14 protein-coding genes are annotated in these 18,336 nt (G+C 38.3%); 8 read left to right on the top strand and 6 right to left on the bottom strand.

The window, feature by feature from the left end; translation table 11 throughout:
• Nucleotides 1-92 precede the first annotated feature (92 nt).
• Both pdxK and L696_RS0125390 read left to right on the top strand, forming a co-directional pair.
• Complete coding sequence (pdxK, locus tag L696_RS0125395) at nucleotides 93-902, top strand: pyridoxine/pyridoxal/pyridoxamine kinase (RefSeq protein WP_025686127.1); 810 nt, start codon at nucleotides 93-95, stop codon at nucleotides 900-902.
• A 254-nt stretch (nucleotides 903-1,156) separates the two neighbouring features.
• Nucleotides 1,157-2,854, top strand: coding sequence for a M3 family oligoendopeptidase (locus L696_RS0125390; RefSeq protein WP_025686126.1), 1,698 nt, complete (start codon nucleotides 1,157-1,159; stop codon nucleotides 2,852-2,854).
• Nucleotides 2,855-3,015: 161 nt separating this feature from the next.
• Here L696_RS0125390 and L696_RS0125385 read toward each other — a convergent pair whose 3' ends face one another.
• The gene (locus L696_RS0125385) at nucleotides 3,016-3,987 is read right to left on the bottom strand and encodes a ring-cleaving dioxygenase (protein ID WP_025686125.1); all 972 of its coding nucleotides are present in this window, start codon (nucleotides 3,985-3,987) and stop codon (nucleotides 3,016-3,018) included.
• 237 nt (nucleotides 3,988-4,224) lie between these two features.
• Here L696_RS0125385 and L696_RS0125380 point away from each other — a divergent pair, with 237 nt between their 5' ends.
• Nucleotides 4,225-4,755: a GNAT family N-acetyltransferase gene (locus L696_RS0125380; RefSeq protein ID WP_025686124.1), complete on the top strand. Its 531-nt coding sequence runs from the start codon at nucleotides 4,225-4,227 to the stop codon at nucleotides 4,753-4,755.
• Nucleotides 4,756-4,865: 110 nt separating this feature from the next.
• On the opposite strand, the gene L696_RS0125375 is transcribed toward L696_RS0125380, so the two are convergent.
• Nucleotides 4,866-5,375, bottom strand: coding sequence for a DUF6568 family protein (locus tag L696_RS0125375; protein WP_025686123.1), 510 nt, complete (start codon nucleotides 5,373-5,375; stop codon nucleotides 4,866-4,868).
• A 418-nt stretch (nucleotides 5,376-5,793) separates the two neighbouring features.
• Here L696_RS0125375 and L696_RS0125370 point away from each other — a divergent pair, with 418 nt between their 5' ends.
• The 3 genes from L696_RS0125370 (at nucleotide 5,794) to L696_RS0125360 (ending at nucleotide 9,180) form a co-directional block, all read left to right on the top strand.
• Complete coding sequence (locus L696_RS0125370) at nucleotides 5,794-6,816, top strand: S8 family serine peptidase (protein ID WP_025686122.1); 1,023 nt, start codon at nucleotides 5,794-5,796, stop codon at nucleotides 6,814-6,816.
• Between the two features lie 324 nt (nucleotides 6,817-7,140).
• A complete protein-coding gene (locus L696_RS0125365) occupies nucleotides 7,141-7,875 on the top strand; it encodes a LytR/AlgR family response regulator transcription factor (protein WP_025686121.1) in 735 nt (244 codons plus the stop codon).
• Nucleotides 7,876-9,180, top strand: a complete 1,305-nt coding sequence (locus tag L696_RS0125360; RefSeq protein ID WP_025686120.1) for a sensor histidine kinase — start codon at nucleotides 7,876-7,878, stop codon at nucleotides 9,178-9,180.
• A 55-nt stretch (nucleotides 9,181-9,235) separates the two neighbouring features.
• Here L696_RS0125360 and L696_RS0125355 read toward each other — a convergent pair whose 3' ends face one another.
• Nucleotides 9,236-9,856, bottom strand: coding sequence for an ATP-binding cassette domain-containing protein (locus tag L696_RS0125355; RefSeq protein ID WP_025686119.1), 621 nt, complete (start codon nucleotides 9,854-9,856; stop codon nucleotides 9,236-9,238).
• Nucleotide 9,857: 1 nt separating this feature from the next.
• Nucleotides 9,858-10,817 carry an ABC transporter transmembrane domain-containing protein gene (locus tag L696_RS0125350; RefSeq protein WP_025686118.1) on the bottom strand — a complete coding sequence of 320 codons (960 nt, stop codon included), beginning with the start codon at nucleotides 10,815-10,817 and terminating at the stop codon, nucleotides 9,858-9,860.
• Between the two features lie 324 nt (nucleotides 10,818-11,141).
• On the opposite strand from L696_RS0125350, the gene L696_RS0125345 reads away from it, so the two are divergent.
• Together L696_RS0125345 and L696_RS0125340 are read left to right on the top strand one after the other, a co-directional pair.
• Nucleotides 11,142-12,374, top strand: a complete 1,233-nt coding sequence (locus L696_RS0125345; protein ID WP_025686117.1) for a radical SAM/SPASM domain-containing protein — start codon at nucleotides 11,142-11,144, stop codon at nucleotides 12,372-12,374.
• A gap of 25 nt (nucleotides 12,375-12,399) precedes the next feature.
• Nucleotides 12,400-13,455: a radical SAM/SPASM domain-containing protein gene (locus tag L696_RS0125340; protein ID WP_025686116.1), complete on the top strand. Its 1,056-nt coding sequence runs from the start codon at nucleotides 12,400-12,402 to the stop codon at nucleotides 13,453-13,455.
• A gap of 479 nt (nucleotides 13,456-13,934) precedes the next feature.
• Here the strand turns inward: L696_RS0125340 and L696_RS0125330 are convergent, their stop codons facing one another.
• On the bottom strand, nucleotides 13,935-16,484 hold the full coding sequence (locus L696_RS0125330) for an ABC transporter permease (RefSeq protein ID WP_025686115.1): 2,550 nt from the start codon (nucleotides 16,482-16,484) through the stop codon (nucleotides 13,935-13,937).
• Nucleotides 16,481-17,158 carry an ABC transporter ATP-binding protein gene (locus L696_RS0125325; RefSeq protein ID WP_025686114.1) on the bottom strand — a complete coding sequence of 226 codons (678 nt, stop codon included), beginning with the start codon at nucleotides 17,156-17,158 and terminating at the stop codon, nucleotides 16,481-16,483. The genes L696_RS0125330 and L696_RS0125325 overlap by 4 nt, the downstream gene beginning before the upstream one ends.
• Nucleotides 17,159-18,336: the final 1,178 nt, after the last annotated feature.

The following is an 18,336-nucleotide window of genomic DNA, read 5'->3' as shown; positions in this document are numbered from 1 at the left end:
TTTAGCATAGGTAGAACGCATTGCGCGTTGACAAGTTTCCCATGCGGGATTAGGATAAATGCAGCACAGTAAGTGAAGGAGAGCATGTGAAAATGACGATTCCCAAAACATTAACGATAGCCGGCTCCGACACCAGCGGCGGAGCGGGTATTCAGGCAGACCTGAAAACCTTTCAGGAGCTTGGCGTATATGGAATGACTGTATTGACAACTGTAGTTGCGATGGAACCCAAAACGTGGGACCATCTTGTATATCCTGTTGCGTTGGATGTGGTAGAAGCACAACTACGTACGGTATTGGAAGGTATTGGCTTTGATGCGATGAAAACGGGTATGCTCGGTTCCGTTGATATTATTGAACTGGTTGCCAGCCATCTGCGCAAGCATGATCTTAAACGGGTCGTTATTGATCCGGTTATGGTCTGCAAAGGTACGGATGAAGTGCTTCAGCCGGAAAATACAGAAGCAATGCTGGAATTTTTGATTCCGGGCGCTGATCTGGTCACGCCGAATTTATTCGAGGCTTCGCAACTGGCGAAGAACGGACCCATTACGACGCTGGAACAGATGCAGGAGGCAGCGGCGATTATCCATGAGCGCGGGGCGAAGCACGTGCTGATTAAGGACCGTGGCAAAATCCGTGCAGGTAAAGCGATGGATCTGCTTTATGACGGAATTACCTTCGACTGGTTCGAGACGGATGTTGTGAAAACAAGCTTCACCCATGGTGCAGGCTGTACAACTTCGGCAGCGGTAACGGCTGGCTTGGCCCAAGGGCTGACTGTACGTGAAGCGGTGGATCAGGCCAAAAAATTCATTACACAGGCGATTGAAGGCAGCTTCAAGCTGAACGAATTCGTCGGCCCGACTCTGCATGCAGCACATCGTTTGCAAAATCAATAAGCTTGCAAAATCTATAAATAAGCATTGATAGTGTGTACAAAGAGGTCTTATAAATCTCCAATAGGCTGCATATATATAATAATTGCTTGAGGCAAAGATATCTGTAGATGAGAGCCAGCTTGGCTCCAAAAGCCGCAATACATGGTATTGCGGTTTTTGATGTTGTATTTTTTTGGAATTATATCTTCCAGTTTACTCTAGTCGTACTGTATAATAGGCATCAGGTTTATTAAATTTAGGGAGGACTCGAAGCAATGACATTATTCAGCCAAATGGCTTATACCCGACCAGAGCAAGCTGAAATTGAACAGCGGTTTAAAACGCTTTTGCAGCAGTTTCGTGAAGCGGACAGCGTAGAGCGTCAAAATGAAGTTATTCATGCCATTAATAAGCTGCGCAGTAACGTGGAAACGCAATTGCAATTAGTAGAGGTTCGGCACTCCATTGATACGGAGGACATATTTTACAAAGCAGAGCAAGAGTACGCTGATGATTTCATGCCAGTCATTCAGGAGTATGTAACCGATTACTATCGTGCATTGGTAGACTCGCCGTTCAGAGCCGAGCTAGAGAGCCAGTGGGGCAGCCAGCTTTTCAGTATTGCCGAGGTATCGCTCAAGTCGTTCCACCCGGATATTATTGAGGATTTGCAGCAGGAAAATAAGCTGACCTCCGAATATGCTCAGCTTATTGCTTCAGCGAAGATCCCGTTCGAGGGAGAAGAACGCACATTGTCGCAGCTTCTGCCTTTTGAAATGGCTACCAACCGGGAGACACGCAAACAGGCCTCCGAGGCCAAGTATCAATTTATGAGCGAGCATGAGGACGAGCTGGATCGAATTTACGATGAACTGGTTAAGGTACGCACGCGCATGGCGCACAAGCTGGGCTACGATAACTTTGTAGAGCTGGGCTATGCCCGTTTGGGTCGTACCGATTACAATGCGGAGATGGTAGCTAATTTCCGCGAGCAGGTGCTGAAACATATCGTTCCGCTGGCAACTAAGCTGAAGGAGCGTCAGCGCGAACGGATCGGAGTAGATCAGCTTCGCTATTATGACGAGGGCTTTAACTTTTTGTCAGGTAATCCTACACCCAAAGGCGACCCGGAGTGGATCATTCATAATGGAGCGCGTATGTATGAGGAGCTTTCACCGGAAACACATGAATTTTTCAGCTTTATGATCGAACGTGGGCTGATGGACCTGACTAGCAAAAAGGGCAAGCAAAGCGGAGGCTATTGCACATTTTTGAGCGAGTATGGCATGCCGTTTATTTTCTCCAATTTCAATGGTACATCCGGTGATATCGATGTATTGACGCATGAAGCAGGTCATGCCTTCCAGGTCTATGAAAGCCGAAATTTTGAAATTCCTGAGTACCATTGGCCAACCATGGAGGCGGCTGAGATCCACTCTATGAGCATGGAGTTTTTCGCATGGCCTTGGATGAAGCTGTTCTTCGAGGAAGATACGGACAAATATCACTTTGAACATTTGTCCTCATCGTTGTTGTTTGTCCCTTACGGCGTAGCTGTGGATGAATTTCAGCATGCCGTATATGAACATCCAGACTGGACGCCAGCCGAACGTAAAAGCGCATGGCGCTCCATTGAACGCAAGTATAAACCGCATTTGGACTATGCAGGCAACGAGTATCTGGAGCAGGGCGCGTTCTGGCATAAGCAGGGACATATTTTCCAATCCCCGTTCTACTATATCGACTACACACTTGCGCAATTGTGCGCATTCCAATTTTGGAAACGTATGAGCATCGACCGGACAGCTGCGTGGGAAGATTACTTGAAGCTGTGCCGTGCCGGGGGAAGTCGTTCTTTTACCGGATTGGTGGAGCTGGCTGGTCTGATCTCACCGTTTCAGGATGGATGTATCGCTTCTGTGATCGGAGAAATCGCAGCTTGGCTGAACAGTGTGGATGATAAAAAGCTGTAAGCTTAACCAAAAAGGGCATTTCGCTTACCTAAAAGGCCAAAAGGCTTGCAGATGAGCTGTCCTTTTGGTTGGAAACAGAGCTGTTGCATGAAAAAAGCCGGGACCCTCTACATGATGTAGAAGTCCCGGCTTTGTGTGATTTTGGAGTTAATATAACTCTATTAAATCTTGGTGTTCAGCGGTTTGAGGTTGGCTTCAATGGAGGCTCGGCGCGATTCCAAAAATGGCGGTAACGCCAGCGATTCACCCAGAAACTCCAGTTCTTCATCCGTATCAAAGCCGGGTCCGTCGGTCGCCAATTCAAACAAAATGCCGTTCGGCTCGCGGAAATACAATGAACGGAAGTAAAAGCGATCCACGAACCCTGAGCTGGAAATTTGCAGTTGGTTAATGCGTTCCACCCACTGTCTAAGCTCTTCCTCTGTCGCAACACGAAAGGCTACATGATGCACACTGCCGCGTCCTGGTCGCTCTTGTGGAAGATCGTTACGTTCTTCCAGATGAACTTCAGTTCCTGTACCGCCTTCACCCGTTTCATAGATGACCACATCCGGTTGTCCAGCAACGGGGGAAGGATAGGAGCCCTTTTTGCGGAAGCCCATCACCTGTTCCAGAATGAGGATCGTGTTCTCCGCTTTTGGAATGGTCAGATGAACCGGGCCAAGTCCGACGATGCCGTATTCAGCAGGGACAGGACTTTTCTCCCAAGGCGTACCGCCCCGCACTCCGTTGTCATGCTCATCCGAAACCAGGAAGAAGCGCTGTCCCTCAAAATCCTCAAACGAAAGCGCCAAACGTCCCGCTTGATCCGTAATTTCACCATGCTTTACATCCAATTGCTCGAAACGGTTTTTCCAGTAATCCAGTGCCTTGTCATTCGGTACCCGCAGAGAGAGCGCCGAAATGCTGTTATTCCCCGTACGAGTTTGCCCCGCATGTGGGATTTCAAAGAAAGTGACTTCGGTACCAGCCGTTCCGCGCTCATCTCCATAAAAGAGGTGATAAACGCTCACATCATCCTGATTCACCGTTTTCTTAATGAGTCGAAGACCCATTACCTGAGTATAAAAATCAACATTCTTAGCCGCCGCCGCCGTAATCGCCGAAACGTGATGCAAGCCTAACAGTTTCATGTCATTGTCCTCCTTGGTTTTATATGATTAGCATGTAAAAGCGAAATGAACAGTAGTAAACGTTGCTTAATATTTATTGTCTTGATATTAAGATATATGATTTTGGAGGGATTGTCAACTCAAATTACGTATCTGGCTTCAAAAACTGTAGGGGAAAAGAAATACAAAATGATGCATAATCATGTAAAATAAATACTTAAAAGCAGATTGGGAATTTATTTAAAAGGAGTGTGTTCGTTGTATACGGATAAGGATTTAACCATTAGGCCCGTTACAGAAGAAGACTTACAGGCTCTTTGGACGTTAACCTATAAAGAAGAAGCACCGGAATGGAAGCAATGGGATGCGCCTTATTATGAACATAAGACACTTTCTTTTGATGATTATTTAAAAGATAAGGAAAACCGAGTCGAACAAGATGACTTTTGGCTCATTGAAGTGGAGGGTAAGATCATTGGATCGGTTAGCTACTATTGGGAGCATAAGCCTTCCCAATGGCTTGAAATGGGAATTGGTATTTTTGATGCGCAGTATTGGAGCGGTGGGTTTGGTACCAGAGCCTTGCGGCTGTGGATTACGCATTTGTTTCATACATTACCCTTGGTAAGAGTAGGCTTTACAACCTGGTCAGGAAACCGTCGGATGATGAAGGTGGGGGAGAAGCTGGGCATGACCCTCGAAGCCAGGCTTCGCAAGTGCAGATATTATAATGGAGAGTATTATGATTCGATCCGAATGGGGCTTTTACGGGAAGAGTGGGAACTGTGATTAAAATATAAAGTATAGAAGACTCGCAAGAAGGACTCTTTTTTCAAAGAATCCCATCTTGCGAGTCAAAGTTTCAATGATTGGATCGATTATTTTTGGAATGCGAAAGGTTACTGAGGACAATCGGCAAAAATAGTTAGCAATTCATCCGCATTTGGTCCAGTATCAACTTGTTGGGCAACGACTTTTCCATCTTTAATATATGCTAATGTTGGAGTAGCTTGTAAATTGATGTGATCTCTAAGAAATTGCCGAATGACTGGTTTCCAGTCCCCACCATCCAGATTGTAATAATAGATGGGTTGTGATATACGGACAGAAAATTCTTTTAAAATGGGAGAGAATTCACGACAATCGGAGCAGCTAGGTCTACCAATATAAAAGTAAAAACCTTCTCCCGAGTTGAATTTGTTCATGGTTTCATTCGCATTGAGTCTAGGTAAATCTTTTACATCATTCTCGTATTCTTCAACAGTCGGAATATTTTTATTTTGTTCTATAGTCGTAAAATTCTTATGTTCTGCAGCATAGTTAGTATCATTAGCAATGAAAAAGCTTGTCAAACACATACAAAATATAAAAGCTATTTTGAACGGTAGAAATTTTCGGTTTTTTATCATAAGGAACCTCCAAATTAATTTTTTTGCGTGATTAATAATTTTCCGGACATATAATATTATTTTGATTATCACCTTCTTAAAATATTTTTACGGAGTTTAACTAGACTATTGAGATTAATTGCTTCCAGATAGTCTGTATTCTTAGGCTGTAGTTAATCTATGAATAAGGTTACTACAGTTGATCTATATAGAGATATTACTGTAATAATCAGCGTATTTTGTGTCATTTTGCGACTTATTGAATACTCTAGTAACTCGTAATTATAAATGGTGAATATTGAATTTTTAATATATTTTTATCGAAAATTTGCTTTTTATAGCATGAAATTGGTTGTTTTATCACTTACACATTCTATATCAAACTAAAGTGCTAATTTATATATAGCATTCTACAAATTTGATAGGATAGGTGAAGACTATGTTTAACAACAAACAAGTAGTCATAATTGATACTGGAATGGACATGACGAATCGTAGTTTAAGTAAACATGTTATAGATGGAGTGAGATTTCAAATTTCAGGAAACGAAATTATCGAGGATAATGATTTTCAGGATGACCATGGGCATGGAACTTCTGTGGCAGATGCGATTATGCAAGTTTTTAATGAGGCTCAATTTTACATCATAAAAATAGCAAATGAAGAAGGGAAAACGAGTACTAGACTCTTGCAGATGGCATTGAAGAAATGCCTTAATCTGAATGTTAAATATATATGCATAAGCATTTCGGTTACTTCAGAAGGATATCATCAGCAACTTAGTGAAATTACACACCAATTAGTGGATCAAAATAAACTCATTTTTGTATCTGTAAAAAATGGTAGTCAGAGTAGCTATCCGGCTAGTCTGCCAACCGTCATTGGTGTAAATGGACAAATGTTTTGTTCAATTGAGTCATTTTTGTTTTCAAAAAATAAAGAGATCCAAGCCGTATTTGATGAGGCTCCAATTTTTGTCTATACACTTGCCGAACGGTTTACCTTTTTTAAAGGTACCTCTAAAGCGAATGCTCTTTGTGTGGGGAGAAGTATGCAACTGCTCTCTTCTGAGGTAGCGAGTTCTGCCATTTATAATAAAGATACCACGTTTTCAGAGGTTAATGATATTCTTGAACGCAGTGCTTTGGAATATAAGGTGAAAGTACCTGAATTTAAAGCGATCCTTGGTGCTGACATTGATAGTAACTTAGTAAAGAAATTTGGCAGGTTTATAGAAAAAGCGATTTATGAAACCACTAATCATGAAATTGACATCTATTCTTTAAACAAAGGCCCTTTTATTTCTAGATTAACGGGAATAACCTTTAATAATTTTGATTATTTTTGGAGTAGCTTAGAAAGAGAGTTGAATCATACCTTAAACGATTATCACAATATACATATATTAAATGTATGTTCTCTTGCTGCATTGTTGAAGTACTTGGAGAAGCTAGGTATTTAATCAAATTAAGCTATTTGAAATCTATATTTTTAGTATTTAAATAAAAATATAAAAATGTATTTATTTAGAAAAAAAGTATTGATTATAGAAAACTTTAAATGCTATACTATTTATGTAATTATAAGCGTTCTATAATATATAAGGTTAACTTTGAAACTACATAATAAACCCAGCAAAGAGGGAATTGGAATTGTGCTGGGCATGACCGGAAATCATATTGTTCCTTGCAACTGAGAATTAATTCATTGAAGTGAAGTTCATAAGTTAACTTATACACGATACTTTACAATTAAGAATAATTAATGTATGTAGGGATGTGATCGGATGTTAAACATTGCTCTGTGTGATGATACAAATGTAGAACTGGCTCGGGTGGAGAGGTTTACGTTAGAATATCCCTTTACTAAAGTAGAAGTAGACACTTTTGGAAGTGGGCAAAAGTTGCTGCAATATGTAGCTAAGAATAAAACGGAATACAATATTTATCTGCTTGATATTGAAATGGCGGATATGGATGGCATTAGTTTAGCCAAAAAAGTAAGAGAGTTTGACAATAAAGCTGTAATTATCTTTGTAACCAATTATGACGAATACATGCCAGATGTATTTAAAGTACAAACCTTTGATTACATACTGAAACCTGTGAATAAAGAAACCCTTTTTGAGGTTCTTCAAAGAGCTGATCACTATTTGCATAGTTCACATAGTTATTTTGAGTTTAGTTATGAACGAAATAAGCTCATTGTAAACGAAGATGAAATTATGTACTTTGAGAAAAGTGGAAGGGCTGCTCATATTTATACAGAGACAAAAGAATATAAGTGTAATCAGACAACTTCACAAATACTTGCTCAACTTGATCCGATGGCTTTCACTCAGATTCATGCTTCGTATATCATTAACCTGAAATACGTTGTGGGAATAAAATGCGAAAATATTATGATGAAACGGATCGTAAATGGCGAAATTCAGGACACTTATTTGGAACTACCGATCAGTAGAAAGTATAAAAAAGATTTTAAACAAAAAATGATGAATTATATGAGGAAGAGATTCTAATTGGAAAGAGCCATGTTTGATTTTATACTAAATTCTTTTGATATTTTCATTATAAGTAGATTTCTGAATAAAGTTTTATTTACTAGAAAGGGACTTTCGACGGAGAAAATCTTGCTGTTTACGATTGCATTAATAGGTCTAACAGTAGTCGGTATGTACTTTTTGGAAACAACATTTAATGTTATGTTAAATGTTGTTCCAGTGTTCACTGTACTTTGTTTTTACCCAAAAAATCATATAACAACAAAACTGTGTTGGGGTACAGTTGTAATTGCAATAGCAATCTTATCTGAAGGAGTATGTTGCGCCATCATGAATGTTTGTTTTCCAAATGTACTCCTTACATCAGATAATGTATCTTATTATTACGAAACGGGTGATCTCCTCTCAGAAATCAGTAAATTTTTCTTTTTTTTATGGGTCCCTTTACTTTTTAAAATAGATGTTTATCAAAGAGAAACTACTCCGCATTATTTATACATGTGTTTGTTTGCAGTTCCTATCATAACTCTTTGCTTGTTGTGCAGTCATTTTGATTTGATTTTAAGATCAGGCAAGAACCCAAATGAGTGGTTAAGTGTAATTTCTATGATTGGTGTTTTATCAATCAATATCATCATGTTAATTATTTATGAACAATTAAGCCGAATGTACGGCGAAATGATAGAGCAGGAATTATTAAATTTCAATCTTAAAGCAGAAAATATTCATTATGATAATCTGGAAAAATCGCAAAAAGAAATTCGGAGAATCAGGCATGATATGAGAAATGAATTGTTGACCTTAAAAGGATTGCTGAAAGAAAATAACGTAGAGGCAGCAGAGGGGTTTATAGAAGGAATTCTCTCAGATATTAAATGTACTGAAACTCAGAAATACACACCCAACAATGTGCTTAATTACGTACTCACCGAGAAAATAAATTTGGCCACTGAGAAAAACATTACAGTGAGCATTGATAGTTTTCTTCCAAAAAAATTTTCTCTAAATAATAATATTATAGCCGTTGTATTTGGTAATTTGCTGGATAATGCAATAGAGGGCTGTGACAAGGTAACTGAAGGTAAGAAAACAATGGATATAAAAATAAAATATCATGAAAAGCAGCTTTATATAGAGATTTCCAATACGTTTAATCCGCTGTTTGGAAATAGTAATTTTATAAGTAATAAAAAGAATAGAAAAAATCACGGTTATGGATTGAAAAGTGTCAAGCAGATTGTAAAAGAAAACTCAGGAATCCTGGATATAAGGACCGTGGAAGACCAGTTTTGCGTTAATATTATTTTATGGGACTTAGAATAGGAACCGAATTCGTGAAAGGACGTAGACGCTTATGCATCTACGTCCTGCTCCTGCATTACAACAATATTTGTTCATATTTACTCCCTAGTTCACTATCATGTGTAATTAATATGATGGTATGGTTGTACTTTAGATCATCTAATAGATCAATAAAGTTCTTTTTTACAACACCATCTAAATTTGAAGTGGGTTCATCAAAAATTAATACTTCTTTATTAGTATAGATATTCCGCAGTATCGAAATTAATTGCTGCTGCCCTCCTGATAAAGAAAAGTTTTTACCGATTATTTGATCTTTTTTACTTTCTTCGATAAATTTCTTGGTATCCAATAATTCAATATATGAATTCAGTTGCTCCATAGGGATACCCGGTTGCCCCAAAGTTATATTGTTAAAGATCGTATCTACATACATGACGGGTTCCTGGAAGCAAATCCCTATATTGCTGATAATATCTTTACGTTTCCATTCTCTCATTTCCTTTTCGTTCACTAAGATTTCACCTGTATAATTACAATTAATCTTGGTGAGTAATTTTAATAGTGTGCTTTTTCCTGCTCCGTTGCGTCCTGAAAGGCGAAAAATATGATTTCCATGAACAGAGAACGAGACATTGGATAGGACATTTTCTAAATCATTATAGCTATAACTTACATTTTTAAATTCTATGTCCATTTTATTTCACCTCTTCAGCTCTTATAATCGACTCAATTCTTTCGATTGATACTTTTGCCTGCTTCCAAGCGGCCACATAGTTTGTAACACTTTTGATAGGACTTATGATCTGATTTGAATAATAAACAAATACCGTCAGTACTCCCATACTTGTTTGGCATTTCATTACTAAAATTGTACCCATCCCCAAAAGCAATACACTTCCAATAGAGGTAATGACAGAAGGGACAGTGGAAGCTACGATAATTGTATTGCTTCTCTGTCTATAAGCTTCAAGTGACTTTTCCTCTAAAGGCATGTACTTTCCCAAAATATAGTCTTTTATATCCATTCCAATAGAATACAGAAGTGTTCCAAGCGTATGCCTAATATAAGAAATAGAGTCATCATAAGCATTCATGACTGCTTTTGTCTTTTGAGTAATTCTTTTATTAAAGAATATTTGACTAATCATTGTTAAAAGCATGATTAAAAATACAAGTGTAAATAATTTGTAGTTGAAAAAAAGCAATACAATACAAATAACAATTAGAAAAAGTAAGTTTGATATTAGCATAGGGATACCGTGGGATACTAATCTTTCGATGATTCCGATGTCGTTAATAAACAGGGAAAATAGCTTATCGTTGTTTGAAGTAATGGTCTCACCTGGCAAAACAAAAAACTTTTCTAACAACTTTTTTTTCATAGCGTAAGAGATTCTTTTGCCTAATTCGGCAAAAATGAATTCACAAAGTAAACTGCTTAGGTGAGATAGAATAAATAAGCCTGTTGCTATTCCTATAAACTTCACAATTAAGGAGAGATCTTTGGATATTAACCCAGAGTCAACAATTTTACTTATGTATTGGGGAATTATCATGCTAAGTATTGTATCTAAAGCTTGAAAAACCAAAATTAGTACAATAAAAAAATGGAATTTATGGACTCCTTTAAAAATCCAATTATATTTTTGAAGCATAAATTTTCATTCCGCCCTTCTGATACAAATATATAAAAGAAGCTACTTCTCATTCTACTATTGAATATCTAATAATTATATTTATGGTATAAATGACCTCTTTAATGTCGTGAAATACATCTATGTATACGTTTTTTACGGATTTAGCGTAACTATCTATTACCCCTCAGATACTCTAAAAAATCCATTGTTATTTAACTCTAATTATTATCAATTTATGGCATCAAAACATTAGATTATGACATAACAGTAAATATCAGAACAATTCATGATCTATTTAATAGAATGGAAAATGAATTGGGATGTATGAGAGGAGAATAACTCATGGTATATGTTTTAAATCCTTACTCACGTGAACTGTTTCATAATCATCAAGTCATTATCGCGAATACAAAATCGGGGTTTTTTTTGAAAACCTCTAAATCTTATTATCTTGTGCTGAAGGACATGGTTAATAAAGGGGAAATTGAATCATTATTAAATCCTACCAAAATTTCCCGACATGCTGAGGTTATTCATAATTTAACAAGTCTCTTTTATGAATTAGTAAATATCAAATGTATTCTAACCGAAGAACAATTAACAAATATTCATGAGGAGGTCTTAGATGTTGTTTATCTAGGATTAACAAATAGATGTAATTTACACTGTAAACATTGCAGCGCTTCAGCGGATGCTCATTTTACCGATGCACTAACAACTGAAAAAGTGAAAGAAATCATTGATCAGATCGTCGTACTTAAACCCCAATCCATCAATGTTACGGGTGGAGAGCCTATGATGCGATTAGATATCATGGAGCTTTTGGCGTACATAAAACAAACATTCAACGGAGCCATTTTGCTCTCTACCAATGGCCTTTTTATAACCCCAAAAAATGTGGAACAATTGATTAGGTATGTAGATAATGTTTCCCTTAGTCTGGACGGTTATGATGAAGAAACTTGCGATCAAATTAGAGGCAAAGGTGTTTTTAGTAGAGTTATAAAAAGTATAAAACTAATGCAAAGTAAAGGGCTAAAAAAAATCGCATTATCAATGGTTATTACAAAATATACTTTTGATGGAGGTGAAGATAAATTCCTTGATTTGTGTGAAAAATTAGGTGTTAAACCTATTGTAAGAATCTTAACATCCGCTGGAAGAGCAGGAGAGAATAGTGAAGAGATTTTTCCCGAAAAGCCATTTGTAGATGATCTGACCTCTCAAGATGTTACCTGTCGACTTTGTTCACCAGGAAAAAGGGAATTATTTATTGGAGGAAATGGGAACATTTATCCTTGTGGAGGGTTGATGGATTCTGATGATTTTGTTTTAGGAAATGTATTTGATGATAATTTAATTGAATTAATGGCTAAAGGCAATCAAAAAGCAGATCACAATAAAATCGGATGTGTGAGACCATGGGAATTTGAACCCTGTAAGAACTGCAACGTTAATTTATTTTGTCATCACTGCATTAGCAACATCTACTATTTGCATCAAAACCAAGAGTTGTTCGATACCATTTGTCAAAAACAAAAGAAACAACTTCAAGAACTAGTTTGGAATAGCTAAATCTTTATTTAAGGAGAGTAATGCCATGAACTTCACATATTGGGTAACTGAAGATTGTAACTTGAAATGTAAATATTGTTATGTTAGTAAAGCCCCAAAAACGATGAGTAGGGAAACGGCTACAAAGGCTATTGATTTTACGAAAAAAAAGCTTGCTGCGAATCCTTTGGATCATAAAGATAAAATAGGCATAGCATTACATGGGGGGGAACCATTACTTAATTATCCGATCATTCGTTATCTAGTAGAAGAGTTAAAGCGAAAAATTCATGGCGATATTTCTTTTACAATGACGACAAATGGAACCATTTATAACCAAGAAATGCTTGATTATGTTTCTGAAAATATCCAATTAACAGTTAGTTTGGATGGGAAGCAGGAAAGTAACGATATCAATAGAGTATACAGAAATGGAAAAGGAAGTTTCAATCGAGTGATTGAAACCCTTGATTACATTAATCATCAATCACATTTTTTCCGAGTAAGAATGACCGTTACACCTAATAATGTTTCATATTTTACTGATAATTATATTTTTCTTTTTGAAAAAGGGTATCCGATTGTCAGCTTTGCACTAGATGAAAGTGATCCGAATTGGAATAAAGAACTTATGAAAGTTTATCAAAAGAATCTTAACGAAATATTTTCATATATGGTGAATAAGGATATCACCAAAGCACAGTATTTTTTATATAATTTCAAAAACGCATATTTTCGGCCAAGAGGTACGTGTGATGGATGTCATACCAGTTTTCACATCTCCAGTGCAGGGAATATCTATCCTTGTATTTTTGCAGTAGGACGAGAGGAATTTTCCATGGGGGACGTGTTTTCCGATATAATTGAACAGCGTTTATCTAATTTAGACGTAATCAATCAAAAAGACCAAGGAGCTTGTACAAAGTGTGCTATGTATAATAATTGTCGCGGCAAAATGTGTAAAATTATTAATAAAATCCAAACTGGAAATTATTATGAATCATCACCCGTATTTTGTGCAACTCAAAGGATACACTATTCAATAGTGAAGGAGTATGAATATATATTAAAAAACTTCAAGCTTCTTCTTTCTACCCACTGATTTATTATGCTATTTATTCGTAGCTTCATAATCGTATTTGGGCTCTAGAATCACTATATTTGACTTAAAAAAAATGTAATCCCCTAAGAAGAGTCCTGCAAAACCTTGGTTTTTAGCCGCAGTATGGGTTCTGACCTTGGAAAAAAGGAATCTGTGAATCGAAAAAAGTAGTCCATCCTCAGATGGGGACGGTGATATTATCCCCTTTGGATAGAGAGTGTTAAAAGAGCACATGTATGATATGATCTGGCACTATTTTCTAGAGGGGATTTGTCATGGCCATCAAAGGACAGAAGTTTAGAATATACACACCAGAGTTCAAATTGAAGGTGGTACGTATGCATTTTCTCTGTTTTCTCATTATTATAATTAATTTCAGGGAGGTTAGGGAACGAGTACAAACTATAGAGGTGAGTAACTAAGAAATGACCTAGCCAGAAGTTTTTGCTAGGTCATTTCTTTTCTTGACTAGGAGGTATTTATTCTGCTGTTCGCAGTCGTTCTACGATAGTTTTCCTGTCGCTGAGAGAATAAATAGCGAGAGGAAGGCATATTCCAAGAGCGAGCAGAACAGGCAGCACGAGGATCAGCGGCCAGATAATAAATCTATAACTCATAAACCATATTTGGGTACTCAAGGGTCTCGCAATCAAGACGGAAAATAGGCTTCCTAATAAGATGGAGCATATGCTGGTGCCGAGCACATAGTAAATCCCCTCATAAATAAGCATTGTTTTTAATTGTTTGTTGGTCATGCCGATACTTTGAAGTATAGCAAATTCTTGACGGCGGGTCAGAATGCTAGTTAGAAGCGCGTTTGCAAAATTAAGAATGCCAATTACACCAATAATAATACTGAGCGTACCGCCGATCATCAGAATTGTTTTTTGCATACCTGAAAGCTCGGCAATTACAGTGGATTTGGATCGATAGTCCATCACTGGCTCCTTTGCTTCGGTATAATTCTTTATAAAGCTCTCCATCGTTTTTTCTTTACTGTCGGATACATTGAAGGCATAACTCATCACCACAGGCTTCTTCACAAGCGTTTTGTAGATATCCGCCGGGAGATAGAAGTCAGTATAACTAGCAACGGCTACACCAGAATTGGATGATTTTATACCAACATGACCAAGCACTGTGAATTCATGGCTAGTATACTCTTGGGCATTTGCTGTGTCTATATAGTTATGAAGAGTAACCTTTTCACCTACTTTGTATACGGATCGTTTCATTTCAGGATTTTCGTAATCGTCTAACCAGACCCCTTCCAGAATGTACTTTCCCGAAGCTAGCTTGCCATAATCAAGTTCACCATCAATTAATTTTAGTCGGTGAAGGGGGAGATCTTCAAGCCCATACATTATTGCAGATAAGTTGCCGCGAGCGTCAGGAGTGACGATTTCCCCCTTCCCCTCTTTGTTCTCTTTATGCTCGATAGCGAATAGATTGCTGCCACTGTACAAACGTCCACCTTCTTCAAAACCGGGTTGTGTCTGGACGGCCTGAATATAGCTTTCTGTCGTTGCATTGTCAGGGCCTTTGAAATGTTCTTGAAAATAATCAGCATGTGCAATCAGAAAGTCAGTGTCATGGCTTTTAGACACATACTTATTCATATCCAGACTTTGGGATAATGTAAAAGTAGTATTCAGTAGCACTAGACCTAGAGAAAGGCTAAGCAGCACCAAAATAGTCCGCTTCTTATTGCGCCCTAAGTTGACTCGAGCCATCAGGGTAATCTTAGCAGCGTTAGTTGATTTTTTTAGTTTTTTCTTACCCTTTTTGGTAGCCCCGTCTACGTATCTTACTGCCTCAATCGGAGACACAGTTGCCGCAATTCTGCTAGGCTTATATGCACTGATCATAACTGTTATGACTGCAAACAGAGCGGAACCGATAAAAATCCATGGGCTGGGGGATATGGTTATCTCAGGATTTGCGTGCATAGAAGTGTTCATAAGCAGCAGAGGGATAAGCGATTTGCCGACCCAAAAACCTGCGAGCAAGCCGACGGGAACTCCGATCAAGGAAAGAAATAATGCCTGTCTGCGGATGATTCTGCTGATTTGCCTGCTGGTTGTGCCGATGGTTTTTAAAAGACCGTAGAAACGAATATCACGCATCACCGAGATTTGGAAAATATTATAGATGATCAAGTAGCCAGTAAGCATAATCAGTAACAGACCAGTTGCTAGGGAAAAGACGGCTTCAGGGTTCGAACTAAAATTGTTGGAAAGATACGCCCAGTTAACATTACTGTTAATATAGTTCGGTGCATTTTTGTCCAGGGAATAACCGCTTTCTGTAATCACTTTATTAAGATTTTCCCGCATGTTCGAGCTGTTATCGAACATGATAACTGCATTGATGGCTCCGGTCATATCATGATCCTGCTTATATGTGTAGCGTAATTCTTCGGCATGTGCATCTACATAAGCTTTAGAAGCATAAATTTGACCTCTGTCTGACACGGCGGCGGGGTCACTCTTCCACCAGCCGGCAAGGATAAATTCACGCTGCACCGTTTTGCCGTGAACCTCAAGCTTCAAGGACAATGGGGCGCCCTCTTTCAGGGGAGTACCCAGTAACTGTAGGGTCTTAGAGTCCGCGATAACCTCATTTTCCGCCACTGGTTTGTGGCCTTTTTCTAGCTCAATCAATCCTAGTTTTAGCCCTACATCGTCATGATACCAGAACTCCGCACGACGCTTTAAAAATTGCTCGTTTGTCACCTTTTCACTTAACACGCGGTTATATGCTATCTCTTTAATAAGAGGGTGGTCTTTGACGTGATTAAATTCCTCATCGTTGATATATTTGAGATAACCCTGCCCTCCCCCACCGGCCTGTCGCATCGTTGCCTGCTGGAGGCTTTCCATCGCGCCAAGCCCCATAGTAAATAGAGATGTAAATAACAAAGTGGTTAAGGAAATAGCGATAATCGCAATAATATTGCGGACTTTATTCGCTTTAAAACTTTTATCTGATAAATTACGAACCGCCTTACTGTTTTTTACTTTGATCATCGGGTCGCACCACCTACTATTTTACCGTCCTCAATGCGGATGATGCGGTCTGCCATCTGCGCGATTTCTTCATTATGAGTAATCATCACCATCGTTTGGGCGAACTGTTGGCTGGATACCTTGATCAACCCTATGACATCCAGACTAGTTTTACTGTCCAGGTTGCCAGTAGGCTCGTCGGCCAAAATAATGGCTGGTTTCGTCGCCAGTGCTCTCGCAATGGCTACCCGCTGCTGCTGCCCTCCCGAAAGATTACCCGGTAGATTGTATAATTTGTTCTCAAGCCCCAGCGTATTCGTAATTTGGGTCAGATAGGCTTTGTCCGGTTGTTTCCCATCCAGTTCAATGGGGAGCACGATATTTTCGTAGACATTTAAGACTGGAACTAGATTATAATTTTGAAACACGAAGCCAATCTTTCTTCGGCGAAAAATGGTCAATTCTTCATTTTTCAGAGAATAGATATCCTTGCCGTCAACGGTGACGTTCCCACTTGTAGGCCGATCCAGCCCACCAAGCATATGCAGAAGGGTGGACTTCCCGCTGCCGGATGTACCAACGATAGCCACAAATTCCCCAGCGCCTACCTCCATGTTGACTCCATCCAACGCATGAACCTCAGTATCTCCTATACCGTAAGTTTTTCTTAGTCCTTTGGTTTCTAATATCTTCATTTTTTGCTTTCCTCCCAATAAAAATATCTGCATCATAATTGCTTACAACACAAATTTTATTATAATACCTCTTTCTTTCTACAATCTTTCTGAAATCTAACAGAGTTGAAAGATTATTGAGTGAGAGTAGAAAGATCAGATTGTAATGGGTGTTGGGAAATGTAGAAGGGACAGACTCTGTCTGAGATATTTGTTATATCAAAAGATATTTACACTTGCAGGTTATGAAGGGAAGATAATGGTATTGATATTATAAAAGCAAAAAGAGATGAGAGGATCACAGAGAAAATTGAAACTTTGACAGTCCGTCTCTCCACATTTCTTATTCCAGCAAAATTTAATGAGTATACGGTTAAAATTAAGATAGAGTTCATCGATTTACAGGTCGACATCAATTAAAAGGATGGATGCACAAACACCAGCAACACGGTGAATTCAGGCTAATGGTTCAGCGGATATTAATCAGGAGAGGGTATGTGCAGAAGCTGTAACGGGCAAGCGACATGCTAACAAGTGTTTGGAAATCTGGATACAGGAGAAATAATACGTAACCTAATTAATGAAATAAGAATTACATTGGATAAGATCTGAATCAGCTATTAAATGGTAATCACTCTAATTCCTTTACCTTAAAGATATCTCAAAACATTATTGACTGATGCTCTTACTTGGAACGACACTGAGGTGTCATCAACCGATAAGTGATATCTCGGATCTAATAGATGAATCCGGTTTTGGAGGCGGAGTAGAGCGTCATCACGAAGCCAAATGACGATTGTTTTCTGTTCCTGAAGTCGTTCAGGCGATTAGTATCACCAATATATAGTCAGATTAGAGTCAGAGTCATAATTTCACTTACAGTCGTCATGTTGGTAGCCCTATATTTGGATAACTTAAAGGGGATCTCGGTCTGTAAAGCATTATAAAGTTAGTGACTGCATGTTCCTCGTGAAGGGAGAGAAGTAAACGTGTTTTTCCATGCTATGCTTGTCAAATCAATGAGTTCAATTATTTTGAAAAAGTGAGACTTCGACGGTCTTGTTGGAAAAACTCAAATAATGAATAAACGTGGATTTATGGCCTGATTTTAAATAACAGGATAGGTGTAAACAGTTGCATAAGCCACTAATTATGTCAAATAACATACTGATTTTTACAATAGGAAATTTAGAGGTATC

Origin of the sequence: Paenibacillus maysiensis (assembly GCF_000520815.1) — a bacterium.
Classification (GTDB): domain Bacteria; phylum Bacillota; class Bacilli; order Paenibacillales; family Paenibacillaceae; genus Paenibacillus; species Paenibacillus maysiensis.
This window is presented reverse-complemented; position numbering and strand designations above follow the sequence as displayed.